This window comes from Streptomyces sp. NBC_00353 (assembly GCF_036108815.1).
Lineage (GTDB): Bacteria > Actinomycetota > Actinomycetes > Streptomycetales > Streptomycetaceae > Streptomyces.
In genome coordinates, this window is sequence record NZ_CP107985.1 from 8,134,399 (window position 1) to 8,159,561 (window position 25,163).

Consider the following 25,163-nt stretch of genomic DNA (forward strand, 5'->3'; position numbering starts at 1 on the left):
CTCAACTTCTCACAGGGGCGCGTGCTCCTGCTCCTGACAGGCTGCTCGCGCCCCGGCGGCGTATCCGTGCGGCTTCCCGCTCCGCCGCCCTCGCCGCCCGTCGTGCGGCGCGCCGCTCCCGGCGCAGCTGCCGCGCCGAACTGCTCGGCACGGACACCACACCGTGGCGCTGATTCCAGACCTGCCGGGTCACCCACACATCCAGCACCGCCCAGGTCGCGACCACCGTGCTGCCCACACTGCTCAACATCATGGGGAACGCCAGCCAGGAACCCGTCATCGTGCTCAGCAGAGCCACCATGGCCTGAATGATCGTCAGTGATATGACGAGCACAGCACGCACGGCCGCCGTACGGATCGGATCCGGCATCCGCCGCCGCACCGCGGGCTCCTCCACCCACAACGGCTGCCGCGGGATCCGTGTCCCGCCCGCCGCCGACGCCGCACCTCGACGCTCCTCCGTGTCCAAGGACTCTCAACTCCCCACCGCTGTCCGCCTTCAGGGTTGCTGCCCGGCATGCGCCGTTTCTACGCAGGCGGGCGGAACCATCCTGTCCTACGCGCTCCCCGCAATCCCTCTCCCTCGTACAGACAGACGAGTGACCGGCAGCGAAGATTCCCTCGACCCCTCGCGGAACGAAGAGTTCCAGCCAACTGCCGGGTGAGGGATTGAGGCGCTCTGCCGGGTCTCTTCTGCCGCTTTCGCGGATTTCATCTCCCGGAATGCCGCGAGAACTCATGATCGACACGTGGTGGTGCGGCCGAAAACAGTCCGGACGTGTCTTCGAGTTGCCTGTGCGGCAGTAGTAGGCTCGCGCCGTTTGTTGACGGAACACCCACCCCCGCCGTGCGGGGCCGAGCTGGGGGAGGCCATGCGCTTTCGCGGAAAGTCCATCCGCAGGAAGATCGTGGCGTTGCTGCTGGTGCCGCTCGTCTCCCTCACCGGACTCTGGGGCTTCGCCACCTTCCTGACCGGCCGTGAGGCCGGTGACCTGATGGGCGCGAGCACCATCGTGGAGAAGGTCGGCCACCCACTCGAGGACACCGTCCGGGTCATTCAGAACGAGCGCCGCCAGACACTGGTCTTCCTCGCGGACCCCCGCGCCTCCGATGCGCTTCCCCTGCTGCGCCGCCAACGGGCCGCCACCGACCGCGTCGTGGCGGACGTCAAGGAGAGCGCCCGGCAGAAGGAGATTCGCGACGCGCTGAGTCCCGATGCCGAAGGGCAGCTCAATTCGGTGCTCAGCGCCGTCGACGGCCTCGGCGCGCTCCGCGACTCCGTCGAGAAGCGCACCATCGACCGCAATCAGGCGCTGGAGTTCTACAACCGTCTCGTCGACCCGTGCTACCGCTTCCTGACCGGCCTCCACACGACGGAGAACGCGTCGATGGACAAGCAGGTACGCGCGCTGATCGGCGTCTCGCGGGCTCGCGAAATGCTGTCCCGGGAAGATGCTCTGGTGGCCTCGGCGCTCATCGCCGGACGGCTCGACGCCCCCGAACTCCGTCAGATCTCCGATCTCGTCGCCAACCGCAAGCTGCTTTACGAGATCAACAGCGAGGTCCTCCCGTCGGCGGAGCGCCGACGCGTGGAGCAGTACTGGGCGAGCCCGGACAGCGAGCCGCTGCGCACCGCGGAGAACAAGCTCATCGCCGCCGGCCCCACCCGCGCCCCCCGTACGGTCGACGCCGAACGCTGGCAGGAGGTGGCCCCGCCGGTCCTGGACCAACTGGCAGACGACTCGACCGAGATGAACAACCGCTTCCAGGACCGCGGCAGGCCCGTCGGCTACAGCGTCCTGGTCAAGGCCGGAGTCGCGGGAATCCTCGGCTTCCTCGCCCTGCTCGTCTCCGTCTTCGTATCCGTCCGCATCGGCCGCGAACTCGTCCGCGACCTCTCCCGGCTCCGCAAGGACGCCCACGAGGTCTCCGGCGTACGACTGCCGAGCGTGATGCGCCGCCTCGCCGCGGGCGAACACGTCGACGTCGAGACCGAGGCCCCGCATCTCAGTTACGAGCGGGACGAGATCGGCCAGGTCGGCCAGGCCCTCAACACCCTGCAACGCGCCGCCGTCGAAGCCGCGGTCAAGCAGGCGGACATGCGACGCGGCGTCTCCGAAGTCTTCGTCAACCTCGCGCGCCGCAACCAGGTGCTCCTGCACCGCCAGTTGACGCTCCTGGACGCCATGGAGCGCCGCACCGAGAACACCGACGAGCTCGCGGACCTCTTCCGCCTCGACCACCTCACCACCCGCATGAGGCGGCACGCCGAAGGCCTCGTGATTCTTTCCGGCGCGGCGCCGTCCCGGCAGTGGCGCAAGCCCATCCAGCTGATGGACGTGGTGCGGGCAGCGGTCGCCGAGGTCGAGGACTACGAGCGGATCGAGGTACGCCGCCTGCCGCGGATCGGCGTCGGAGGCCCCGCAGTCGCCGACCTCACCCACCTGATCGCCGAACTCCTGGAGAACGCCACGGTGTTCTCGCCCCCGCACACCGCGGTCCACGTGCACGGCGACCGCGTCGCCAACGGCTTCACCCTCGAAATCCACGACCGCGGCCTAGGCATGGCTCCCGAAGTGCTGCTGGACGCCAATCTGCGCCTCGCAGAGACCCCCGAGTTCGAACTCTCCGACACCGACCGCCTCGGCCTCTTCGTGGTGAGCCGGCTGGCCCAGCGGCAGAACGTCCGCGTCTCCTTGCAGACTTCTCCGTACGGAGGAACCACCGCCGTCGTCTTCATCCCGGCGGCCCTGCTCACCGACGCCGCGGAGGCGCACGGAACCGGATTCCGCCTCGACCGCCGCGCCGAGAAGGCGATCGGCAGCGGCAGGCCCAGCAATGAGGGACCGCGCAGCGACAAGAACCGCAGGGACGGCGTGGCGGACCCGTGGACATCCGACGGTTCGGGCGAGCCGGGGTCCGCCGGCCTCGCCCCTGTCCCCACCGGCCTCGTGGGTCCGACCGCTCTGGACGGACCGGTCGAGCTCGAGGCCCCGGTCGGAGCGCTCGGCTTCGGGACCGACCCCGTGGTCGACCCTGTACTGGACGTCGTTCTCGATCCGGTACTCGACGGGGTGTCCGACATCGACGACACCGAGAGCGAGCGCGGCGGCATTTTCCGCGCCCGCGACCTGCGCCGTGCAGGGGACCACGCCCGCCGGCGCGACGCCGACAACGGCTTCCGCCGCGACGCCGACCGCGACCAGCATCAGCAGGCCGCCGACCAGGTCCCCGAGTCCACGGCCGACGTCCGGGCGATGCGCCCGGGCGGCCCGGTGCCGCTGCCCCGCCGCAAGCCGCCCACGCTGGTCACCGACCGCGGCCGCCGGGTCGACGAGACCGGCCGCGCGCACCCCACGACCACCGACCCGGAGCCCTCGCGCACCGAGCCCGGCGCCGGGCAGTCCGCCACTGGCCCCTGGCACTCCGCCGCCGACACCCGGCAGCCCACCGAACCCCGGCAGCCCACCGGCTTCCGGCCGCCCACCGAGTCCGTCGCATCCGCGTCGGCACCGGCTGCGGCGACGCCATCGGCCGTACGCTCCTCCCGATCCACCGGGCCGTCCTCGAACCCGGGGACCGTGGACGGCCTGCCCCGCCGGATCCGGCAGGCCAGCCTCGTCCCGCAGCTCCGCGAAGCCTCCGGCGGCCGCGCCTCCGAGCCGACCCGCACGGAACCGGCGGAGGACATCGAGCGGGACGCGGAGGAAGTACGCAACCGTATGGCCTCGATGCAGCGCGGCTGGCAGCGCGGCCGCCGGCAGAACGCCGAGGACGGGACCGGTCTCGGTGAGACAGCACAAGGAACCACTCCGGGAGGGGACGGTCGATGACCGCACCGAACGCCGCAGCACCCGACGTCACACGCCAGGGATCCGGCGAACTCAACTGGCTCCTCGACGAACTCGTCGAGCGCGTCGGCTCCATCCGCAAGGCGCTGGTGCTCTCCAGCGACGGCCTTCCCACCGGCACGTCCAAGGACCTGACCCGTGAGGACAGCGAGCATCTGGCGGCTGTCGCCTCCGGGTTCCACAGCCTCGCCAAGGGAGTCGGACGCCACTTCGACGCGGGTCGCGTCCGCCAGACCGTCGTCGAACTCGACGAGGCGTTCCTCTTCGTCACGGCCGCCGGCGACGGCAGCTGTCTCGCCGTGCTGGCCGACTCCGACTCCGACGTGGGTCAGGTGGCGTACGAGATGACGCTCATGGTCAAGCGCGTGGGGGTCCACCTGGCCAACGCCCCACGGTCGTCCGGTCTGCACGCCGGAGGGTGAGTGGATGGCATGAGCGCTGACTCCTCCCGGGGCGCACCCCCCGGATCCCCGGCCGCTTCCGGCGATCCGCAGTCGTCGCGCTGGTACGACGCCGAGGCGGGGCCGGTGGTCCGTCCGTACGCGATGACCCGGGGCCGTACCAGCAGCGCGTCCCGCCATCGTCTCGACCTGATCGCGATCGTCGTCCCGGAACCCGCGGCCGACGATCCGGGCCGGAATCAGACGCTCTCCCCGGAACACGTGGAGATCATCGAACTCTGCAATGACATGCCCCAGTCGATCGCCGAGCTGGCGTCCGGTCTGGATCTCCCCGTCGGGGTGGTCCGGGTGCTGGTCGGCGATCTCGTCGAGGACGAACTGGTGCACGTAACCCGTCCCGTTCCGCCGGCCGAGCTGCCGGATGTGAACATTCTTCGCGAGGTGATCAATGGCCTTCGGGCGCTCTAGCCGCAGCACGCGGCCCGTGGAGCCGGTTACCTTGAAAATCCTGGTGGCGGGCGGCTTCGGTGTGGGCAAGACGACGCTGGTGGGCGCGGTCAGCGAGATCAGACCGCTGCGTACGGAGGAGCGGCTGACGGAGGCGGGCCGCCCTGTGGACGACACGGCCGGAGTCGAGGCCAAGACCACCACCACCGTGGCCATGGACTTCGGGCGGATCACGCTCCGCGAGGACCTGGTGCTGTACCTGTTCGGCACACCGGGACAGGACCGGTTCTGGTTCCTCTGGGACGAACTGGCCCAGGGCGCCCTGGGCGCGGTCGTTCTCGCGGACACCCGGCGTCTGGAGGACTGCTTCGCGGCCGTCGATTACTTCGAACGGCGCGAGATCCCGTTCACCGTCGCCGTCAACTGCTTCGAGGGAGCCGACCGGTTTCCGACCCGGACGGTGCAGGCTGCGCTGGACCTCGACCCCGAGGTGCCGGTGCTGATGTGCGACGCGCGCGACCGGTCCTCCGTGCGCGATGTGCTGGTCACGGTCGTCGAACACGCGCTGGCCCGAGCGGACCGCCTCCGCGAGCCCGCCACCACCTGAGAATGCGGCGGAACGCGGCCCGCACCCCCGCCGACCGGAGTTCGGGCCGCGCATCCCGGGGCCGTCCGATGCACGACTGCGTACCGGACGGACGGTTACCGCTCGCCGCCGCCCTCCTCCTGCCAGCCCAGGCTCCGCTCCACCGCCTTGCGCCAGTTGTGGTACTCGCGCTCACGGATCTCCGGCTCCATACGCGGCTGCCACTCCACATCGCGCTGCCAGTGCGTCTTGAGCTCGTCGAGCCCCGACCAGACTCCGGTCGCCAGTCCCGCCGCGTACGCCGCGCCCAGACACGTCGTCTCGGAGATCCTCGGCCGGATCACGGGCACGCCCAGCACGTCCGCCTGGTGCTGCATGAGCAGCCGGTTGGCCGTCATGCCGCCGTCCACCTTCAGCGTCGTGATGGGCACTCCCGAGTCCTGATACATCGCGTCGACGACCTCACGCGTCTGCCAGCTGGTCGCCTCCAGAACGGCGCGTGCCAGATGTGCCTTGGTGACATAGCCGGTCAGTCCGGTGATGACACCCCGGGCGTCGGAGCGCCAGTACGGGGCGAAGAGCCCGGAGAAGGCGGGCACGATGTACGCCCCGCCGTTGTCGTCGACGCTCGCCGCCAGTGTTTCGATCTCCTCGGCGCTCCGGATGATCCCCAGTTGGTCGCGGAACCACTGGACCAGCGCCCCGGTGATGGCGATCGACCCCTCCAGGCAGTAGACGGGCGCCTGGTCACCGATCTTGTAGCCGAGAGTGGTGATCAGCCCGCTCTTCGACGGCACGGGCCTGTTGCCGGTGTTGAGCAGCAGGAAACTCCCGGTGCCGTAGGTGTTCTTGGCGGTACCCGGGTCGTAGCAGGCCTGCCCGAAGACCGCGGCCTGCTGATCGCCGAGTGCGGAGGCCACCGGCACCCCGGCGAGCGTGCCGACCGCGGTCCCGTACACCTCGGACGACGACCGGATCTCCGGAAGCACCGCCTCCGGGACATTCATGGCGGCCAGGATCGACGGATCCCACTCCAGGGTTTCCAGATTCATCAGCATGGTGCGCGAAGCGTTGGTCACATCGGTGACATGGACGCCGCCGTCCGTACCGCCGGTGAGATTCCAGATCAGCCAGGAGTCGATGGTGCCGAAGGCGATCTCGCCCCGCTCGGCCCGGCTCCGCAGCCCCGGTACGTTGTCCAGCAGCCAGGCGGCCTTGGGACCGGAGAAGTAACTGGCCAGCGGAAGCCCGGTGATGTCCCGGAAACGGTCCTGCCCGTCCGCGCCGCCGAGCTCGTGGCAGAGCGTGGACGTACGGGTGTCCTGCCAGACGATGGCGTTGTGCACGGGCTGTCCGGTCGCCCGGTCCCAGAGCACGGTCGTCTCGCGCTGGTTGGTGATGCCGAGTGCGCTGAGCTGTTCCGCCCGCAGTCCGGCGGTGGCGAGCGCGCCCTCCACCACGGCCTGCACCTTGGACCAGATCTCGGTGGCGTCGTGTTCCACCCAGCCGGGTTTCGGGAAGATCTGGCGGTGCTCGCGCTGGTCGACGGCGACGATCGCACCGTCCTGATTGAAGATGATGCAGCGGCTGGATGTGGTGCCCTGGTCGATGGCGGCGACAAACCTGTCCGTCATGACGTCCCCTTGTCGCGAGGTCGAGAACTCGAATTGCCGGAGCTTGAATGAGACGCGCCTGAACAGCCGGTGCCCGAACGGCTAGAAGGCGGCGTTGAAGAGGACCCCCGCGAGCAGTCCGCCCACGAGCGGTCCTACCACTGGGATCCAGGAGTAACTCCAGTCGGAGGTGCCCTTGTTCGGAATCGGCAGCAGTGCGTGCACCAGCCGTGGACCGAGGTCGCGGGCCGGATTGATGGCATATCCGGTGGGTCCGCCGAGTGAGAGTCCGATACCGACCACCAGCAGGGACACCAGCAGTACGGAGATTCCGGAGCCGTAGACGCCGGCACCGGCGCCGGCCACCGGGCCGATCCCGATCCCGGCATTCTTCCCGAAGGCCAGGATCGGCAGCACCAGGCCGGCCGTCGCGATGATCTCGGTGACCAGGTTGGCCACCGGACTGCGGATCTCCGGAGCGGTCGAGAAGATCCCCAGCGTCGGCACGGCGGTCTCCTTGTCCGCGTTGGCGCGGAACTGCGCGTAGTACGTGAGCCAGGCCAGCAGCGCACCGATGACCGCGCCGACCAGCTGTCCCAGGATGTAGAGGGGGACCTTGTCCCACTTCCCGGTGTCGACGGCGATGCCGACCGTGACCGCCGGGTTGAGGTGGCCACCGGAGAGAGGAGCCGCGGTGTACGCGCCGGCCAGGACACCGAAGCCCCATCCGAAGGCGATCACCACCCAACCCGCGGCTCTGGCCTTCGAATGATGGAGGGTGACAGCGGCGCACACACCCGCGCCGAACAGGATGAGGATCGCCGTTCCGATGACTTCCCCGACGAATATGTCTCCATTGCTCATGGCGCTCCTAGGGGTTGTCCGGCGGATCGCGCCGGGCGCTTCCATGGCTTCCGTGACGAGCGTGGTGACCAAGTCGATCTGCCGCAGAGCGGGAGTGGCGGCAGTGACTGAGCAAGGAGTTTTCACGGGTGCTGATCAGCCGTCAAGAACGCTGACAACAAGCCCAGTTCACGGCACACGCATCGGACACTTCGATACGGGGCCCAAAGCGCCCGGCCGGTGTCAGCGGACCGCGACGACTGCCGAACCGTGCCCGAAGAGCCCCTGATTCGCGGTGATTCCGGCGCGCGCGCCCGGAATCTGCCGATCCGCCGCGGTGCCGCGGAGCTGCCAGGTCAGCTCGCAGACCTGCGCGATGGCTTGGGCCGGCACGGCCTCCCCGAAGGAGGCGAGTCCTCCGCTCGGGTTGACCGGGATGCGTCCGCCGAGCGCCGTGGCCCCTTCGCGCACGAGCTCGGCACCCTCGCCCGCCGCGCACAGCCCGATGTCCTCGTACCACTCCAGTTCCAGGGCGGTGGAGAGGTCGTAGACCTCGGCGAGGGACAGCTCATCGGGCCCGATGGCCGCCTCTTCGTACGCCGCCCGGGCGATCGACGCGCGAAAGCTCTCCGGTGCGGGTTCCGCCGCGATTGCCGAATCGGTTGCGATGTCCGGAAGATCGAGTACGGCTTTCGGGTAGGTGGGCGTGACGGTGGAGACGGCGCGGATACGGACCGGATCGGCCGCCCCGTGGCGGCGCGCGAACTCCATGCTGGACATGACGACGGCCGCCGCCCCGTCGGACGTCGCGCAGATGTCGAGCAGCCTCAGCGGATCGGCGACCACGGCGGACGCGGCGACCTGCTCGGCGGTCACCGGCGCGCGGTAGCGGGCATTGCGGTTCAGTGCGCCGGCCGCCGCGTTCTTCACCTTGACCAGTGCGAAGTCCTCCGGAGTGTCCCCGTACAGGGCCATGCGGCGGCGGGCGTACAGGGCGAAGTAGGCGGGATTGGTCGCCCCGAGCACCCGGAAGCGCAGCCAGTCGGGATCGTCCGGCCGGTCGCCGCCCGCCGGGGCGAAGAACCCCTTGGGCGCCGCATCCGCACCCACCACGAGCACCACGTCGGCCATGCCCGCCAGGATCTGTGCCCTGGCCGTATTGATGGCCTGGGCGCCCGACGCGCAGGCGGCGTACACACTCGTGACCCGTGCGCCCTGCCAGCCCAGCGCCTGGGCGAATGTCGCACCGGCCACATAGCCCGGATAGCCGCCGCGCACGGTGTCCGCGCCGACCACCGACTGCACGTCCTGCCAGCCGATCCCCGCGTCGCTGAGCGCGGCCCGCGCCGCGACCGTTCCGTACTCGACGAAGCTGCGCCCCCACTTGCCCCACGGATGCATGCCGGCTCCGAGGACGGCCACATCCCCGGTCATGCAGCACCGTCCGGGGCCGCGCCGGCGGCGGGGGGCACGGGCCGCCAGTGCCAGGTGGTCCATACGGTTCCGCCGCCCTGGGGCGCATCCTCGTTCAGGACCCCCGGAACCACCTCGACGGTCATCCCGACCGCCAGCTCCCCGATGCCCACCCCGGGCGCCGCCTGCCCGAGCACCACCATGCGCTCTGCCGCGAGTTCGACGGCGATCAGGACGTACGGCTCCCAGGGCACGTCCGGGTCGGAGACGTACGGCGCGGGAGGGCGGTAGCGGCCGTCGGTGTACGACCAGACGGTGCCGCGCCGGGAGAGGGGCACCTCGACCAGCTTGCCGCCCGTGCAGCCGGGATTGCGGCAGAACGTGTCCTGACGCGGGAAGAAGACCGACGAGCAGGCGCAGCAGCGTGTGCCCAGCAGCCGGAAGTCCTTCTCGGCGGTGCCCTCGGTGAACCAACCGGCCACCACGGGTGTGCGCGTGTGCGACAAAGCCCCTCCCCGGCACAGGATCTGACGGAACGTCAGAAGTGTGCCACGGTCAGCCGTTCTCGGCGAGCCACTTGGCGGCGGTCTCCGCCAGCTCCCTGTCGCGGCCGGCCAGCATCATCCGGATCATCTGCACGTCTCCGCGCAGTGACCACGCGGGATGCCCGAAGGTGGCCGGATTGTTCTTCTCGATCAGGAAGTGTGCGGGCCAGGCCGTGCCGTAGCCGATCAGGGGGAGCGCCGCCGCGTACCGCTTGCGGCCCCGGGCCAGGCCGTAGGCGGTGACCGCGAGACCGGTCAGGGTCCCCGTCAGATGGACCCAGCGGGTGGCGGCCCTGGAGTGCATCGCCACGTAGTAGGGCCAGAACTCTTCGTACGAATCGAACGTCTGCTGTGACATATGGGCACCGTAACGGCTGGGAGGGCAACCGGATACGGCCGATCCGCGTCCGAGAGGAAGTGTGGGCGGCCGGAACCCACGGGGGTGGTCCCGGCCGCCCGTCCGCCCGGCCGCACCCGCATCGGCCGGGTGTGGGCCTCAGTGCCCGGCGACGGACCTCCTGGCCACCGGGAAGTCGAAGTAGGTGTCCGGAAACAGCTCGGGCTTGAAGGTGTAGTGCCACCATTCCTCGGCCAGATTCACGAACCCGGCGTCGGTGAGTGTCGTCTTCAGGAACTGCCGGTTGGCCCGCTGCACGCCCTGGATCCGCGGGTCGTCCGTGTGCGACAGTGTGTCGAAGCAGTCGAACCCGGTGCCCATGTCCACCGAGTTGTCGGGGAAGCGCTCGGTCTGCGGCGCGTAGCAGGGCACCAGCTTCTCGCCCGGGCGGTACGGCCTGGTCGGCACAGCGGGCAGCTTCACCAGCGTCAGGTCCACCGTGCTGCCCCGGCTGTGCCCGGACTTTTCCGCGATGTAACCGTCCGCGAACAGCCGCGTCTTGTCGACCTGGGGGTAGAACTCGCCCTTCATGGCCTCGTCGTCGAGATCCTTCGCCCACCGTACGAAATGATCGACGGCCCGCTGCGGCCGGTAACAGTCGTACACCTTCAACGAGTACCCCTGGCGCAGCAGCCGCGTCTGCGCCGCGTGGAGCGCCTCAGCCGCGGGCCGGGTCAGGATGCAGACGGGCTGGCGGTACCCGTCGACCGGTTCACCCATGAAGTTGTGCCCGGTGGGGTAGCGCATTTCCTGAATGATCGTGGGGTCCACCGAACGCAGTGCGACGAACTCATCGGGGGCTTTCGGCTCGGCCTGGGCCCGTGCCGGCGGGGAGGCGACGGTGGCGGCGAGCAGGATGGCGGCAGTGGCTGCCAGTGCGCGGAATGCGGAAGCAATACCTGTCATGAGCGCATCATCCATCAGTGGTGCGGGTGTCGGCACGACGATCGGATACAGTCCGCGCGTGTCCGCGCCCGGAGAGAAAGCCGAGCGAAGGAACAAGCGCAGCAGAACGTGGAGGAAAGGTGCCGGAACCGATGAAGGACTCCCACTGCAGCAGCTGCGGCACGCCGTACCCCCGGCCCGCGCCGGGATCCACCGGCAGCTGGCCCCGCACGTGCACCGCTTGCGGCGACACCGCCTACCGCAACCCGCTGCCGGTCGCCGTCGCCCTGCTCCCCGTCACCGACCGGGACGGCACCTCCCTCGTCGTCATCACCCGCACCATCGAGCCCCGACGCGGCGGCCTCGCCCTGCCCGGCGGCTTCATCGACCACGCAGAGGACTGGCGGCACGCGGTCGTGCGGGAACTGCGCGAGGAGACCGGCATCGAAGCCGACCAGCAGGACGTACGTCTTGCCGACGCCCTCAGCGCACCGGACGGCCACCTTCTCCTCTTCGGTCTGCTCCCGCCACGCCCGGTCGCCGACCTCCCCCCGTCCGTGCCCACCGACGAGACCGCCGGCCACAGCCTGCTCCGCGCCCCCGCCGAACTGGCCTTCCCGCTGCACACCCTGGCTGCCCGCGCATGGTTCGAAGGCCGCTACCACCGCCGCTGACGGGCGTCACACCCCACGCACCCGCACCGGGCACGTCACCTCACCACCCTCCAGCTCCACCACCACCTGTCCACCCTCCAGCCGCGAGGTATATCGCTCGACCTCCGGCTGCTCCCAGCCGTCGCCCGCGTCACGGACGACCAGACCGCCACCGGTACGCCCGGCAGCCGGAGCCCACACCTCCAGTTCCAGCTCCCCGTCCATGCCCCGCACCGGAATCACCGACCCCGCCCGCACCAGCACCGGCACCCGCGACAGCGGCGCATCGACCAGCACCTGCCCCGGCCCCTCGTACGCCTCTCCGGTCGCCGTGTCGTACCACCGTCCCCGTGGCAGCCGCACCGCCCTGCGGTCCGTCCCCCGCTTCAGCACCGGCGCCACCAGCAACGCATCCCCCAGCAAGAACGCGTCCTCGCAATCCCGCAGTGCCCGGTCCCCGGGCGCCCCCCACCACAGCGGCCGCACATACGGCGCACCCGTCAGCCGGGCCAGCTGGGCCAGCGTCACAAAGTACGGATGCAGCCGCTCCCGCTCCACCAGCGCCGCCCTCGCGTGCTCAAGCACCTCGGGGCCGAACTCCCACGGCTCCCGACGCCCGGCGTCCATCGCCGCGTGCGTGCGGAACAACGGCAGCCAGGCACCCAGCTGGAACCAGCGCAGATACAGCTCGGGGGAGGGCGACCCGTCGAACCCGCCCACATCGGGACCCGAATACGGCACCCCGCACAGGCCGAGCCCCAGCACCAGCGACAGCGAGGCACGCAACCCGGGCCAGCCCGTCGCCACATCGCCGGACCACGTGCCCCCGTACCGCTGCATCCCCGCCCAGCCGGCGCGCGAGAACAGGAAGGGCCGCTCGTCCGGCCGCAGCCGGCAGAGCCCCTCGTACCCGGCCTTCGCCATCGCCAGCCCGTACACATTGTGGGCCTCCCGGTGATCGCCCCCGCGGCCCTCCAGAGAGTGCCGGGCCGAGCGCGGCAGCGTCGGCTCGCCGAACGCCGAGAACGACACCGGTTCGTTCATGTCGTGCCACACACCGGAGAACCCCTGCGCCAGCCGTTCCTCGTACAGATCTCCCCACCACTCCCGCACTTGCGGATCGGTGAAGTCCGGATACACGCACTCACCGGGCCACACCTCCCCGCGCACCGTCCGCCCCCGTGCGTCCCGGACGAACGCCCCGGTCCCACCGACCGCCGTACCGGCGTCGAACACCGCATTCCCCGGCACCGCCTTCACCGCCGGATCGACGATCGACACAAGTCGCACCCCGTCCTCCCGCAACTCCTTCGCCAGCCGCGGCAGGTCCGGGAACCGGCCCCGGTCGACGGTGAACACCTGATGCCCGTCGTAGTGATCGATGTCCAGATGCAGAGCGGACAGTGGCAGACCCCGCTCCCGGTACCCGGCGACGATCCGCCGCACCTCACGCTCGCTGCCGAACCCCCACCGGGCGTGCTGCGGACCCAGCGCCCAGGACGGCGGCAGCGCCGGCGCGCCCGTCAGCGCCGTCCAGCCCTGCAGCACCCGGCCCGGCGTACCCGCCACCACCCAGCAGCGCAGCGGCCCCCCGTCCATCCGCACCTCGCACAGCCCCGGACGGTCATGGCCGGACCCCGCCCCCTCCTCGCCCTCGCGCAGCGTCACCCGCCCCGCCCAGGAGTTGTCGTGGAACGCCAGATGCGTCCCCGCGTCCGAGACCACCAGCTGCACCGGCATCGTCAGATACAGCGGATCGTCACCGGGCACGAAGCGCCCGCCGGGATCGGTGTTCCACAGCTCGTACACGCCGTCGCGCAGCCGAGGCCCCGACGCCCGCCCGCCGAGCCCGAAGAACCGGGCGTCCGCCGGCACCTCGGACCGCTGCACCCACCGGGCCGGACCACCCGCCACCGGCTCCCACCAGCGTGGCGGCAGCTCCCGCCGGAGCACCACGCCGCCCGGCGTACGCAGCTCCACCGCCCCGTGCCGCGACACCACCAGCGTCAGCCGCTCCGAGACAACCTGCCAGCCGCCGTCCTTGTCCGGCTCCAGCACAGCCCGCGGATCCGGATCCGGCGCCGGACCCGGCAGCGCGTACGACGGCAGCGGCTCCGCCCCGTCCCACGCCCAGAACACGGCACCGCCCACCGCGACCCGGATGTACAGCTCCGAACGGGCGAATCTCACGACACCGCCACCCGGCCCGGGCTCCGCCCCCACCAGCAGACCCGGCACTCTCGCCCGCTCCGCACCACGGGGCGGCAGCGCCCGTGCATCCGCCCGCTGCCGACGCCAGGCCGAGCGCACCAAGCGCAGCCCCTGCACCGAACCCACCATCTTCACCGAACGCACCAGGTCGCGACCGTTCATGCAGCTCACCCTGCCACCTGACGGAGCGGCAACGGGCTCCGTTCAACTTCCGTTCACCCGTGGCCGGACCACATAACCGGACAGGCAACCATGGGCGGGGAACCCTGGTGCGGAAGACGATCACATGGCATCGTCCGTGAAGCCGCCTCACGCGCACACCCCAGCACGTGTGCGCGCGAACCACGCCCACCCCGCGTACCCGTACAGCCAGGGAGCCGCCCCATGACCTCAGCAGCGAACGAAGCCCCCCTCTGGCAGCCCGACGCCGAGCGCATCGCCGCCGCGGCGGTCACCCGCTTCCAGAGCTGGGCCGCCGAGCGGTACGGAGCACCGGCCGACGGCGGCTACCCGGCGCTGCACCGCTGGTCCGTCGACGAGCTGGACACCTTCTGGCGGGCCGTCGCCGACTGGTTCGACGTACGGTTCTCCACTCCGTACGAGACCGTCATCGGCGACCGCACCATGCCCGGCGCCCAATGGTTCCCCGGTGCCACCCTCAACTACGCGGAACACGCCCTGCGTGCCGCGGAGGACCCGCTGCGCGCCGGTGCCCCGGCGCTCGTCCACGTCGACGAGACCCACACCCAGGCCCTGGTCAGCTGGTCCGAACTCCGCCGCCAGGTCGGCTCCCTCGCCGCCGAACTCCGCGCACTCGGGGTCCGCCCCGGCGATCGCGTCAGCGGATACCTCCCCAACATCCCGCAGTCGGTCGTCGCGCTCCTCGCCACCGCGGCCGTCGGCGCCGTCTGGACCTCCTGCGCCCCGGACTTCGGCGCCCGCAGCGTCCTCGACCGCTTCCAGCAGGTCGAACCCGTCGTCCTCTTCACCGTCGACGGCTACCGCTACGGCGGCAAGGAACACGACCGCACCGACACGGTCGCCGAACTGCGCCGCGAACTGCCTACCCTGCGGGCCGTCGTCCACATCCCGCTGCTGGGCACCCCCGCCCCCGAAGGCGCCCTCGAATGGTCCGCCCTCACCTCCGCGGACACCGAACCCGTCTTCGAAGAGGTCCCCTTCGACCACCCGCTGTGGGTGCTGTACTCCTCGGGCACCACCGGACTCCCCAAGGCGATCGTCCAGTCCCAGGGCGGCATCCTCCTCGAACACTTCAAACAGCTCGGACTGCACTGCGACCTCGGGCCCGACGACCGCTTCTTCTGGTACACCTCCACCGGCTGGATGATGTGGAACTTCCTCGTCTCCGGCCTGCTCACCGGCAGCACGGTCGTGCTGTACGACGGAAGCCCCGGCTACCCCGACGTCAGCGCCCAGTGGCGCGTCGCCGAACAGACCGGCGCCACCCTTTACGGCACCTCCGCCGCCTACGTCATGGCGTGCCGCAAGGCCGGCATCCACCCGGGCCGCGACTTCGACCTCTCGCGCATCCAGTGCGTGGCCACCACCGGCTCCCCGCTCCCGCCCGACGGATTCCGCTGGCTCCACGACGAAGTCGCCGACAACCTCTGGATCGCCTCCGTCAGCGGCGGCACGGACGTCTGCAGCTGCTTCGCCGGCGCCGTCCCCACTCTCCCCGTCCACATCGGCGAGCTGCAGGCCCCCTGCCTCGGTACGGACCTCCAGTCCTGGGACCCCGCAGGGAAGCCGCTCATCGGCGAGGTCGGCGAACTCGTCGTCACCAACCCGCTGCCCTCCATGCCGATCCACTTCTGGAACGACCCCGACGGCAGTCGCTACCGCGACAGCTACTTCGAGATGTACCCCGGCGTCTGGCGCCACGGCGACTGGATCACCCTCACCGACCACGGCTCCGTCATCATCCACGGCCGCTCCGACTCCACCCTCAACCGCCAGGGGGTACGGATGGGCTCCGCCGACATCTACGAAGCCGTCGAACGGCTCCCCGAGATCCGCGAATCCCTGGTCATCGGCCTCGAAGAGCCCGACGGCGGCTACTGGATGCCGCTCTTCGTCCACCTCGCCGACGGTGCCGCCCTCGACGACGGCCTGCGCGGCCGCATCAAAGAAACCATCCGCGAGAACCTCTCACCGCGCCATGTGCCGGACGAGATCATCGAGGTTCCCGGCATCCCGCACACCCTCACCGGCAAGCGCATCGAGGTTCCGGTCAAGCGCCTCCTCCAGGGAACAGCCCTGGCCAAGGCGGTCAATCCCGGCTCGATCGACAACCTCGAACTGCTCCACTTCTACGAGGACCTGGCTCGTACGCGCCGCTGAAGAGGGCACTGTCAGTGCCCGCGATTACTCTGAGTGAGCAATGTTCGACAGCGCACTGGGGGAGTCGTGGCGCACACCAGGAACACCAAGCACACCGCCCATCGGCGGACCGGCACATCGATGCGACGCACGCTGCGCCGCGAAGCACCGAGCACCATCGGCCTCCTGGCCGACGAGCAGGACTTCGCGGCCATGCGGCGCTACCGCACTTTCACGTTCGACGACCACACCGTCTATCTGCAGCAGGTCGAGGGCCTGCTCAAAACGCTCGCGGCCCAGGGCATGCACACCACCGTGGCCCTCTTCGACCCGGAGGAGTACGCGGAGTTCTGTGCCGAATCCGGCCTCGCCGCCGACGCCCCGGCCAGCCGCAGTCGATTCACCGCCGAGATCGCCGCGACCGGAGCCACAGTCGCGTACACCGGACAACCCATCGACACCCTTGTCCCGCTCCTCGTCAGCCGAGCGGTCCGGCAGGCCACATGGGAGTACGCCACGACGCTCCTGGCCGACCTCGGCGAATGCGCCGACTGCGGACAGGACATCGGCCGCGCCGCCTTCGACCGGGCGTCCCACCTCCTGATGCGCACGTTGGAGACGGCGGGCCCGGGCACTCACCATCTGGTCTGCAGCACGCCCACGGAGAACGAACAGCTCCTCGCCGTCCTCCACACCGAGCGCGGCACGACGGGCCCGGCCCGTCTCGATTCGGGCGAAGGCGCAGAGTTCGTCACCGTCCTCGCCGTCGGCATCGCCCTCGGAAGTCACGGCGGACTCGTACTCCGTACAAGCAGCCCCGGGACCCCCGACCGGGTCCACGGCTGGCGACTGAACCGCGGCAGCCTCGTACCGCTCACCGCCGGTGAGGTCTTCAGCGCCTACTGCACCGACGCGGACACCGGTGATCCCGTCTCCCCGGAGTCCGGCGTCGAGTACTGCGCGGGCTTCGACATCGGCGCGGACGAACCGGAGGAACACCGCTGACACGCCGAAGGGGCTTCCCGCCGTGTCCGGCGGGAAGCCCCTTCACAACCACCTGCGCGAACTACTCGCCCGACAGCACCGCCTGAGCCGCGAGCCGCGCCTCGTCGGCGGAGTCCGTCGCACGCGCGGCGGCAGCGGCACGCTCGCACTGCGCGAGCGTGTGCTTCGCCAGCGTGGCGCGGACGTAAGGAATGGACGCGGCACCCATCGACAGGGAGGTGACACCCAGACCGGTCAGCACACAGGCGAGCAGCGGATCGGCGGCAGCCTCACCACAGACACCGCAGCTCTTGCCCTCGGCCTTGGCAGCGTCAGCCGACAGCGCCACCAGATCGAGCAGCGCGGGCTGCCACGGATCCTGCAGCCGCGACACCGCACCCACCTGACGGTCGGCGGCGAAGGTGTACTGCGCCAGGTCATTGGTGCCCAGCGACAGGAACTCCACCTCCTGCAGGATCGAGCGGGCCCGAAGAGCAGCGGACGGAATCTCCACCATCGCGCCGAACTTCGCCTGCAGCCCGGCCGCCCGGCACGCGTCGGCGAACGCCCTCGCATCCGTACGGTCCGCCACCATCGGCGCCATGACCTCGAGATGGACCGGCAGCCCCTCGGCCGCCTTCGCCAGCGCGGTCAGCTGGGTCCGCAGCACCTCGGGGTGGTCCAGCAGAGTACGAAGCCCACGCACACCCAGCGCCGGGTTCGGCTCGTCCGCGGGCGTCAGGAAGTCGAGCGGCTTGTCCGCACCGGCGTCCAGCACCCGCACCACCACGCGTCCCTCGGGGAACGCCTCCAGCACCGCACGGTAGGCCTCGACCTGCTTCTCCTCGGACGGCGCCTGCTTGCTGTCGTCCAGGAACAGGAACTCGGTGCGGAAAAGACCCACACCCTCGGCACCGGCCTCGACCGCCGCCGGCACATCGCCGGGCCCGCCCACATTGGCCAGGAGCGGCACCTTGTGACCGTCGGACGTCGCACCCGGACCGGTCGAGGCGGACAGCGCGGCCTTGCGGGCCGCGGCGGCGCTCTCCATCTCCGCGCGCTTCGCCTCGCTCGGCTCGACGAAGATCTCGCCGGTGCTGCCGTCCACCGCGATGACCGTACCCTCGGCCAGCTCACCGGCACCGGGGAGAGCCACCACGGCCGGCACACCGAGCGCCCGCGCCAGAATCGCGCTGTGACTGGTCGGTCCGCCCTCCTCGGTGACAAATCCGAGCACCAGAGCGGGGTCGAGCAGCGCTGTATCGGCAGGCGCCAGGTCGCGCGCGATCAGCACATACGGCTCATCGCTGTCCGGCACACCCGGCATCGGCACACCGAGCAGCCGCGCCACAATCCGGTTGCGCACGTCGTCGAGGTCCGCGACCCGTCCCGCCAGATACTCCCCGGCGCCGGCCAGCAGGGCACGGTACGCGGCAAACGCGTCGTACACCGCACGCTCGGCGCTGCTTCCGACGGCGATGCGCCGATCCACGTCGGCCATGAGCTCGGGGTCCTGGGCCATCAGGGCCTGCGCCTCGAGCACCGCCTGCGCCTCGCCGCCTGCCAGATGGCCACGGGCATTGAGGTCGGCCGCAACAGCGTCCACGGCCTGGCGAGCACGCCCCTGCTCGCGCTCGGCCTCCTCCGCGGGAATCCGTTTGGCCGGCGGCTCGAGCACAGCCGTACCCATGTGCCGTACCTCGCCGATCGCCACACCGTGACTCACGCCGACGCCTCGCAGCGTTGTCTCCATTTCACCCGTCTCAGATTGTGCGGCGATCCGTGCCACCGCGGTGGATGTCCAGTCGGCTGTTACTGCGCCGAACGTGTCACTGCCAGTCGAACAGTGTGTCGCCAACCTTGACATCGCCGTCCTCGCGGAGGTCGGAGAGGGAGTCGGCCGTGGCCTCCAGCGCGACGATCGGGCAGATGGGCGACTTGCCGGCCTCCTCCACGGCGGCCGGGTTCCATCGCACGATGTTCTGGCCCCGCGTGACCGTGTCACCCTTGTTGACGAGGAGTTCGAAGCCCTCGCCATTGAGCTGAACGGTGTCGATGCCCAGGTGCACCAGCACGCCGTGCCCCTGTCCGTCCACAACGACGAAGGCGTGCGGGTGCAGGGAGACAACTACCCCGTCCACCGGCGAAACTGCCTCCGACGGCTCACGCACGGGGTCGATGGCTGTTCCGGGACCGACCATCGCACCGGAGAAGACCGGGTCGGGTACCGCAGCGAGTCCGATGGCACGTCCTTCAAGAGGGGACGTCACAGTGGTCATAGGGAGCCTCCCAGGGTGGAGCTTCAATGGGGCCGCCGCGACCTGCAGGGGACGGCGTACTGTTCAGCAGCGTAAGTCATAAGAAGTCCCGGTTCCGCCCGAGTCCAATGGGTTCGCAGACCTAGGGGGGCACCGGAAACGATTTGCCTCGACTCCGAGCGGCCTGTACTGTCGTACTCCTGCCTGGCCCCAGCACGACATTGCGTCGGGGGCCGGCGGCGACTATTAAGCCCAAACCCTAACTCGGATTCAGCTTCTGCATGCCTGCAGGGCTGGTCAAGGGAGACGGAAAAGGCCTGATAGAGTCGGACTCGCCGGAAAGGGAAACGCGAAAGCGAAAACCTGGAAAGCGCAGTAGAAATTCTCCTGCTTCGCAGGGGGCCCGCTTCGACCGGGAATCGGACACGAAAGAGTCTGATAGAGTCGGAAACGCAAGACCGAAGGGAAAGCCCGGAGGAAAGCCCGAGAGGGTGAGTACAAAGGAAGCGTCCGTTCCTTGAGAACTCAACAGCGTGCCAAAAGTCAACGCCAGATATGTTGATACCCCGGCCTGTTTCGGCAGGTTGGTGGTTCCTTTGAAAGTCCTGCCGGGCCCTTGTGGTTCCGGTAGGCAATTACACAGCGAGGACGCTGTGGACGGTCGGTCTTATTCCGGCTGATCGTCCCGCTCTCGTGATGTGTCTCCCGATTACGGGAAAACATTCACGGAGAGTTTGATCCTGGCTCAGGACGAACGCTGGCGGCGTGCTTAACACATGCAAGTCGAACGATGAAGCCCTTCGGGGTGGATTAGTGGCGAACGGGTGAGTAACACGTGGGCAATCTGCCCTTCACTCTGGGACAAGCCCTGGAAACGGGGTCTAATACCGGATAACACTCTGTCCCGCATGGGACGGGGTTGAAAGCTCCGGCGGTGAAGGATGAGCCCGCGGCCTATCAGCTTGTTGGTGGGGTGATGGCCTACCAAGGCGACGACGGGTAGCCGGCCTGAGAGGGCGACCGGCCACACTGGGACTGAGACACGGCCCAGACTCCTACGGGAGGCAGCAGTGGGGAATATTGCACAATGGGCGAAAGCCTGATGCAGCGACGCCGCGTGAGGGATGACGGCCTTCGGGTTGTAAACCTCTTTCAGCAGGGAAGAAGCGAGAGTGACGGTACCTGCAGAAGAAGCGCCGGCTAACTACGTGCCAGCAGCCGCGGTAATACGTAGGGCGCAAGCGTTGTCCGGAATTATTGGGCGTAAAGAGCTCGTAGGCGGCTTGTTGCGTCGGTTGTGAAAGCCCGGGGCTTAACCCCGGGTCTGCAGTCGATACGGGCAGGCTAGAGTGTGGTAGGGGAGATCGGAATTCCTGGTGTAGCGGTGAAATGCGCAGATATCAGGAGGAACACCGGTGGCGAAGGCGGATCTCTGGGCCATTACTGACGCTGAGGAGCGAAAGCGTGGGGAGCGAACAGGATTAGATACCCTGGTAGTCCACGCCGTAAACGTTGGGAACTAGGTGTTGGCGACATTCCACGTCGTCGGTGCCGCAGCTAACGCATTAAGTTCCCCGCCTGGGGAGTACGGCCGCAAGGCTAAAACTCAAAGGAATTGACGGGGGCCCGCACAAGCAGCGGAGCATGTGGCTTAATTCGACGCAACGCGAAGAACCTTACCAAGGCTTGACATATACCGGAAAGCATCAGAGATGGTGCCCCCCTTGTGGTCGGTATACAGGTGGTGCATGGCTGTCGTCAGCTCGTGTCGTGAGATGTTGGGTTAAGTCCCGCAACGAGCGCAACCCTTGTTCTGTGTTGCCAGCATGCCCTTCGGGGTGATGGGGACTCACAGGAGACTGCCGGGGTCAACTCGGAGGAAGGTGGGGACGACGTCAAGTCATCATGCCCCTTATGTCTTGGGCTGCACACGTGCTACAATGGCCGGTACAATGAGCTGCGATGCCGCGAGGCGGAGCGAATCTCAAAAAGCCGGTCTCAGTTCGGATTGGGGTCTGCAACTCGACCCCATGAAGTCGGAGTTGCTAGTAATCGCAGATCAGCATTGCTGCGGTGAATACGTTCCCGGGCCTTGTACACACCGCCCGTCACGTCACGAAAGTCGGTAACACCCGAAGCCGGTGGCCCAACCCCTTGTGGGAGGGAGCTGTCGAAGGTGGGACTGGCGATTGGGACGAAGTCGTAACAAGGTAGCCGTACCGGAAGGTGCGGCTGGATCACCTCCTTTCTAAGGAGCATCTAGATTCCGCAAGGAATCCAGAGCCACTACGTCGGCAAATGTTCGACGGTGGTCAGCTCATGGGTGGAACGTTGACTATTCGGCACGGTTCTTCGGGATCACTAGTACTGCTTCGGCGTGGAACGTGAATCGTGAGGGGTCGTGTCGGGCACGTTGTTGGGTATCTGAGGGTACGGCCGTGATGGTCGCCTTCAGTTGCCGGCCCCAGTGAACTCGCCCTTAGGGGTGGGGTGATGGGTGGCTGGTCGTTGTTTGAGAACTGCACAGTGGACGCGAGCATCTGTGGCCAAGTTTTTAAGGGCGCACGGTGGATGCCTTGGCACCAGGAACCGATGAAGGACGTGGGAGGCCACGATAGGCCCCGGGGAGCTGTCAACCGAGCTTTGATCCGGGGGTGTCCGAATGGGGAAACCCGGCAGTCGTCATGGGCTGTCACCCGCTGCTGAACACATAGGCAGTGTGGAGGGAACGAGGGGAAGTGAAACATCTCAGTACCCTCAGGAAGAGAAAACAACCGTGATTCCGGGAGTAGTGGCGAGCGAAACTGGATGAGGCCAAACCGTATGCGTGTGATACCCGGCAGGGGTTGCGCATGCGGGGTTGTGGGATCTCTTTTTCACAGTCTGCCGGCTGTGAGGCGAGTCAGAAACCGTTGATGTAGGCGAAGGACATGCGAAAGGTCCGGCGTAGAGGGTAAGACCCCCGTAGCTGAAACATTAACGGCTCGTTTAAGAGACACCCAAGTAGCACGGGGCCCGAGAAATCCCGTGTGAATCTGGCGGGACCACCCGCTAAGCCTAAATATTCCCTGGTGACCGATAGCGGATAGTACCGTGAGGGAATGGTGAAAAGTACCGCGGGAGCGGAGTGAAATAGTACCTGAAACCGTGTGCCTACAAGCCGTGGGAGCGTCGCTGTTGTTCTTCGGAGCAACAGTCGTGACTGCGTGCCTTTTGAAGAATGAGCCTGCGAGTTTGCGGTGTGTTGCGAGGTTAACCCGTGTGGGGAAGCCGTAGCGAAAGCGAGTCCGAATAGGGCGTTTTAGTAGCACGCTCAAGACCCGAAGCGGAGTGATCTAGCCATGGGCAGGTTGAAGCGGAGGTAAGACTTCGTGGAGGACCGAACCCACCAGGGTTGAAAACCTGGGGGATGACCTGTGGTTAGGGGTGAAAGGCCAATCAAACTCCGTGATAGCTGGTTCTCCCCGAAATGCATTTAGGTGCAGCGTCGTGTGTTTCTTGCCGGAGGTAGAGCACTGGATAGGCGATGGGCCCTACCGGGTTACTGACCTTAGCCAAACTCCGAATGCCGGTAAGTGAGAGCACGGCAGTGAGACTGTGGGGGATAAGCTCCATGGTCGAGAGGGAAACAGCCCAGAGCATCGACTAAGGCCCCTAAGCGTACGCTAAGTGGGAAAGGATGTGGAGTCGCAGAGACAACCAGGAGGTTGGCTTAGAAGCAGCCACCCTTGAAAGAGTGCGTAATAGCTCACTGGTCAAGTGATTCCGCGCCGACAATGTAGCGGGGCTCAAGCGTACCGCCGAAGTCGTGTCATTCCAGCATATAGGGCCAACGCCTGCTGGGATGGGTAGGGGAGCGTCGTGTGCCGGGTGAAGCAGCCGCGGAAGCGAGTTGTGGACGGTTCACGAGTGAGAATGCAGGCATGAGTAGCGATACACACGTGAGAAACGTGTGCGCCGATTGACTAAGGGTTCCTGGGTCAAGCTGATCTGCCCAGGGTAAGTCGGGACCTAAGGCGAGGCCGACAGGCGTAGTCGATGGACAACCGGTTGATATTCCGGTACCCGCTTTGAAACGCCCAGTACTGAATCAGGCGATGCTAAGTCCGTGAAGCCGGCCCGATCTCTTCGGAGTTGAGGGTAGTGGTGGAGCCGACGAACCAGACTTGTAGTAGGTAAGCGATGGGGTGACGCAGGAAGGTAGTCCAGCCCGGGCGGTGGTAGTCCCGGGGTAAGGGTGTAGGGCGTGTGATAGGCAAATCCGTCACACATTAAGCCTGAGACCTGATGCCGAGCCGATTGTGGTGAAGTGGATGATCCTATGCTGTCGAGAAAAGCCTCTAGCGAGTTTCATGGCGGCCCGTACCCTAAACCGACTCAGGTGGTCAGGTAGAGAATACCGAGGCGTTCGGGTGAACTATGGTTAAGGAACTCGGCAAAATGCCCCCGTAACTTCGGGAGAAGGGGGCCATCACTGGTGATTGGATTTACTCCATGAGCTGGGGGTGGCCGCAGAGACCAGCGAGAAGCGACTGTTTACTAAAAACACAGGTCCGTGCGAAGCCGTAAGGCGATGTATACGGACTGACGCCTGCCCGGTGCTGGAACGTTAAGGGGACCGGTTAGCTGACTTTCGGGTCGGCGAAGCTGAGAACTTAAGCGCCAGTAAACGGCGGTGGTAACTATAACCATCCTAAGGTAGCGAAATTCCTTGTCGGGTAAGTTCCGACCTGCACGAATGGCGTAACGACTTCTCGACTGTCTCAACCATAGGCCCGGTGAAATTGCACTACGAGTAAAGATGCTCGTTTCGCGCAGCAGGACGGAAAGACCCCGGGACCTTTACTACAGTTTGATATTGGTGTTCGGTTCGGCTTGTGTAGGATAGGTGGGAGACTTTGAAGCAGCCACGCCAGTGGTTGTGGAGTCGCCGTTGAAATACCACTCTGGTCGTGCTGGATGTCTAACCTGGGTCCGTGATCCGGATCAGGGACAGTGTCTGATGGGTAGTTTAACTGGGGCGGTTGCCTCCTAAAGAGTAACGGAGGCGCCCAAAGGTTCCCTCAGCCTGGTTGGCAATCAGGTGTTGAGTGTAAGTGCACAAGGGAGCTTGACTGTGAGACCGACGGGTCGAGCAGGGACGAAAGTCGGGACTAGTGATCCGGCAGTGGCTTGTGGAAGCGCTGTCGCTCAACGGATAAAAGGTACCCCGGGGATAACAGGCTGATCTTCCCCAAGAGTCCATATCGACGGGATGGTTTGGCACCTCGATGTCGGCTCGTCGCATCCTGGGGCTGGAGTCGGTCCCAAGGGTTGGGCTGTTCGCCCATTAAAGCGGTACGCGAGCTGGGTTTAGAACGTCGTGAGACAGTTCGGTCCCTATCCGCTGCGCGCGTAGGAATATTGAGAAGGGCTGTCCCTAGTACGAGAGGACCGGGACGGACGAACCTCTGGTGTGCCAGTTGTCCTGCCAAGGGCATGGCTGGTTGGCTACGTTCGGAAAGGATAACCGCTGAAAGCATCTAAGCGGGAAGCCTGCTTCGAGATGAGTATTCCCACCCCCTTTGAGGGGTTAAGGCTCCCAGTAGACGACTGGGTTGATAGGCCAGATGTGGAAGCCCGGCAACGGGTGGAGCTGACTGGTACTAATAGGCCGAGGGCTTGTCCTCAGTTGCTCGCGTCCACTGTGTTAGTTCTGAAATAACGAACGGCCGTGTTGTTGCCCGGTGTTGGTTA

The 25,163-nt window shown here is 67.4% G+C and carries 17 protein-coding genes and 2 rRNA genes; 9 read left to right on the top strand and 10 right to left on the bottom strand.

The genetic code is table 11. The features are described from left to right. Position 1: 1 nt before the first annotated feature. Positions 2–469: a hypothetical protein gene (locus OHA88_RS36665; RefSeq protein WP_328628661.1), complete on the bottom strand. Its 468-nt coding sequence runs from the start codon at positions 467–469 to the stop codon at positions 2–4. A 403-nt stretch (positions 470–872) separates the two neighbouring features. Here OHA88_RS36665 and OHA88_RS36670 point away from each other — a divergent pair, with 403 nt between their 5' ends. From OHA88_RS36670 to OHA88_RS36685, 4 genes are read left to right on the top strand one after another with little or no spacing between them, the layout of a single operon-like run. Beyond that, positions 873–3,833: a sensor histidine kinase gene (locus OHA88_RS36670; RefSeq protein WP_328628662.1), complete on the top strand. Its 2,961-nt coding sequence runs from the start codon at positions 873–875 to the stop codon at positions 3,831–3,833. Beyond that, a complete protein-coding gene (locus tag OHA88_RS36675) occupies positions 3,830–4,273 on the top strand; it encodes a roadblock/LC7 domain-containing protein (RefSeq protein WP_328628663.1) in 444 nt (147 codons plus the stop codon). Before OHA88_RS36670 ends, OHA88_RS36675 begins: the two co-directional genes overlap by 4 nt. Before the next feature lie 9 nt (positions 4,274–4,282). Continuing rightward, positions 4,283–4,720: a DUF742 domain-containing protein gene (locus OHA88_RS36680; protein ID WP_328628664.1), complete on the top strand. Its 438-nt coding sequence runs from the start codon at positions 4,283–4,285 to the stop codon at positions 4,718–4,720. After that, positions 4,701–5,306 carry a GTP-binding protein gene (locus OHA88_RS36685; RefSeq protein ID WP_093775451.1) on the top strand — a complete coding sequence of 202 codons (606 nt, stop codon included), beginning with the start codon at positions 4,701–4,703 and terminating at the stop codon, positions 5,304–5,306. Before OHA88_RS36680 ends, OHA88_RS36685 begins: the two co-directional genes overlap by 20 nt. A gap of 95 nt (positions 5,307–5,401) precedes the next feature. Here OHA88_RS36685 and glpK read toward each other — a convergent pair whose 3' ends face one another. The 6 genes from glpK to OHA88_RS36715 all read right to left on the bottom strand — a co-directional run bounded on the left by glpK (position 5,402) and on the right by OHA88_RS36715 (position 11,002). Next, positions 5,402–6,919: a glycerol kinase GlpK gene (gene glpK / locus OHA88_RS36690; protein ID WP_328628665.1), complete on the bottom strand. Its 1,518-nt coding sequence runs from the start codon at positions 6,917–6,919 to the stop codon at positions 5,402–5,404. A gap of 81 nt (positions 6,920–7,000) precedes the next feature. Further along, positions 7,001–7,762, bottom strand: a complete 762-nt coding sequence (locus tag OHA88_RS36695) for an MIP/aquaporin family protein (protein ID WP_267006276.1) — start codon at positions 7,760–7,762, stop codon at positions 7,001–7,003. 222 nt (positions 7,763–7,984) lie between these two features. After that, entirely contained in the window at positions 7,985–9,175 is a 1,191-nt protein-coding gene (locus tag OHA88_RS36700) for a lipid-transfer protein (protein ID WP_328628666.1), read from the bottom strand. After that, on the bottom strand, positions 9,172–9,660 hold the full coding sequence (locus OHA88_RS36705; RefSeq protein WP_328628667.1) for a Zn-ribbon domain-containing OB-fold protein: 489 nt from the start codon (positions 9,658–9,660) through the stop codon (positions 9,172–9,174). The genes OHA88_RS36700 and OHA88_RS36705 overlap by 4 nt, the downstream gene beginning before the upstream one ends. Positions 9,661–9,709: 49 nt before the next feature. Continuing rightward, entirely contained in the window at positions 9,710–10,057 is a 348-nt protein-coding gene (locus OHA88_RS36710; RefSeq protein ID WP_030968923.1) for a DUF962 domain-containing protein, read from the bottom strand. Positions 10,058–10,195: 138 nt separating this feature from the next. Beyond that, positions 10,196–11,002 (bottom strand): M15 family metallopeptidase, encoded by an 807-nt coding sequence (locus OHA88_RS36715; protein WP_328628668.1) that lies wholly within the window; start codon positions 11,000–11,002, stop codon positions 10,196–10,198. 131 nt (positions 11,003–11,133) lie between these two features. Here OHA88_RS36715 and OHA88_RS36720 point away from each other — a divergent pair, with 131 nt between their 5' ends. Further along, the gene (locus OHA88_RS36720) at positions 11,134–11,655 is read left to right on the top strand and encodes an NUDIX domain-containing protein (protein WP_328628669.1); all 522 of its coding nucleotides are present in this window, start codon (positions 11,134–11,136) and stop codon (positions 11,653–11,655) included. Between the two features lie 6 nt (positions 11,656–11,661). Here the strand turns inward: OHA88_RS36720 and OHA88_RS36725 are convergent, their stop codons facing one another. Continuing rightward, the gene (locus tag OHA88_RS36725; RefSeq protein ID WP_328628670.1) at positions 11,662–14,007 is read right to left on the bottom strand and encodes a glycoside hydrolase family 31 protein; all 2,346 of its coding nucleotides are present in this window, start codon (positions 14,005–14,007) and stop codon (positions 11,662–11,664) included. 222 nt (positions 14,008–14,229) lie between these two features. Here OHA88_RS36725 and OHA88_RS36730 point away from each other — a divergent pair, with 222 nt between their 5' ends. Together OHA88_RS36730 and OHA88_RS36735 are read left to right on the top strand one after the other, a co-directional pair. After that, positions 14,230–16,206, top strand: a complete 1,977-nt coding sequence (locus tag OHA88_RS36730) for an acetoacetate--CoA ligase (protein WP_328628671.1) — start codon at positions 14,230–14,232, stop codon at positions 16,204–16,206. A gap of 66 nt (positions 16,207–16,272) precedes the next feature. Next, positions 16,273–17,190, top strand: coding sequence for a hypothetical protein (locus OHA88_RS36735; protein WP_425896284.1), 918 nt, complete (start codon positions 16,273–16,275; stop codon positions 17,188–17,190). Positions 17,191–17,251: 61 nt separating this feature from the next. Here the strand turns inward: OHA88_RS36735 and ptsP are convergent, their stop codons facing one another. Together ptsP and OHA88_RS36745 are read right to left on the bottom strand one after the other, a co-directional pair. After that, positions 17,252–18,922 carry a phosphoenolpyruvate--protein phosphotransferase gene (gene ptsP / locus OHA88_RS36740; RefSeq protein ID WP_328628672.1) on the bottom strand — a complete coding sequence of 557 codons (1,671 nt, stop codon included), beginning with the start codon at positions 18,920–18,922 and terminating at the stop codon, positions 17,252–17,254. 76 nt (positions 18,923–18,998) lie between these two features. Beyond that, positions 18,999–19,448: a PTS sugar transporter subunit IIA gene (locus OHA88_RS36745; protein ID WP_328628673.1), complete on the bottom strand. Its 450-nt coding sequence runs from the start codon at positions 19,446–19,448 to the stop codon at positions 18,999–19,001. 701 nt (positions 19,449–20,149) lie between these two features. Here OHA88_RS36745 and OHA88_RS36750 point away from each other — a divergent pair. Beyond that, positions 20,150–21,675: ribosomal RNA gene (locus OHA88_RS36750) — 16S ribosomal RNA — on the top strand. Between the two features lie 296 nt (positions 21,676–21,971). Further along, positions 21,972–25,096: ribosomal RNA gene (locus OHA88_RS36755) — 23S ribosomal RNA — on the top strand. The 16S and 23S rRNA genes sit together here, the layout of an rRNA operon. Positions 25,097–25,163 lie beyond the last annotated feature (67 nt).